The sequence below is a fragment of the Mycobacterium sp. genome, assembly GCF_008709575.1.
Classification (GTDB): Bacteria; Actinomycetota; Actinomycetes; order Mycobacteriales; family Mycobacteriaceae; genus Mycobacterium.
Map to the genome: position 1 here is coordinate 1 of NZ_VYIK01000537.1, position 547 is coordinate 547.

The window sequence follows — 547 nt, forward strand, 5'->3', positions numbered from 1 at the left end:
GCGGAATTGACCTCCGGCGGCAGTGCCCCGAAGTCCATGGTGACAGTCATCACTCCTTACCTTTCTTGGAGGGTGGTTGTTGCCCTCGGCCGTAGGCTTCGAACTGCCCAGGGACGTCGGGTATGGCTTCCATCGCGGTGCCGGAAGGTATGGCCGAAGGAGATTGGCCGCCCGGCGTCCCGCGACGACTCGACCGCTAATTGAGAGATGCGATTTGATCGCTGTGTAAGGACACGTCGGCGTGGTCGTCTGCTGGGTTGGTAGGGATGACAACGATCACGGAGGTGGCTGTGAGGCAACAAGTCTGGGCCGGTGTTGATGCCGGGAAAGCCGACCATTATTGCGTGGTCGTCGATGTCGAGGGTCAGCGGCTGTTGTCGCAGCGCGTCGCCAACGACGAGACGACGCTGCGGGAGTTGATCGACACGGTGACAGATCTGGCCGACGGCGGTGAGGTGACGTGGGCGATCGACCTTAACGCTGGTGGCGCCGCGAGTTGCGTCCAGGGAAGTGGTGTACGAGCCGGTGAGGACGGCGGGCGTGTCGT

General features: G+C 62.7%; 1 protein-coding gene. It reads left to right on the forward strand.

The features are described 5' to 3' along the window. Nucleotides 1-290: 290 nt before the first annotated feature. On the forward strand, nt 291-547 hold a 257-nt coding region (locus F6Q13_RS20025), incomplete at its 3' end, for a transposase (protein ID WP_293060163.1).